This is a genomic window from Luteimonas flava, from assembly GCF_036584485.1.
GTDB lineage: Bacteria > Pseudomonadota > Gammaproteobacteria > Xanthomonadales > Xanthomonadaceae > Luteimonas > Luteimonas flava.
This window is the reverse complement of the sequence record NZ_JAZHBM010000020.1, coordinates 1-552: the sequence shown is the minus strand read 5'-3', so window position 1 is coordinate 552 and position 552 is coordinate 1. Positions and strand designations below refer to the sequence as shown.

Sequence of the window (552 nt, the reverse complement as noted above, 5' to 3'; positions counted from 1 at the left end):
GTCGTAGCAACACGCGCTCACCTACACGCCTCGACAGACCCCCCAAGCCCAACCTTTAGAGCCAATCCTTTTCCCAAAGATACGGATCTATTTTGTCGACTTCCCTTATCTACATTATTCTATCGACCAGAGGCTTTTAACCTTGGAGACCTGCTGCGGTTATGAGTACGACCTGGCATGAAATTCTTCGCTTTCCCTCGGATTTTCAAGGATCAGCCGCTACGCTCCGGACACCTCAAAAAGCAAGGTGCTTTACCGGCCCTCTAACCCTATCTCCAGACAATCTGATTCCAGGGCCATGCAGTAGTCGTTAAAAAGAAAAGAGAACTCTTTCCAGGGCAGCGGCTAACGTCTCCGAGTTCACTTACGTTGCCGTCTATATCCGTGACCAGATGCAGGAATATTAACCTGCTTCCCTTTCGCCACTGGGGGCAACCTTGGATTCCCTTGCGGGGATTGCCGCCGTTCACGGGGTTAACCTATGGCTTAGGATCGATTCACTCATGATCAACTGCTGTTACCATGAAACCTTTCTCCACTTCGGCCTTCAAG

At 50.4% G+C, this 552-nt stretch carries 1 rRNA gene; it reads right to left on the bottom strand.

Annotated elements, in window-relative coordinates:
• Positions 1-552: ribosomal RNA gene (locus V3391_RS17515) — 23S ribosomal RNA — on the bottom strand; the annotation flags it as partial.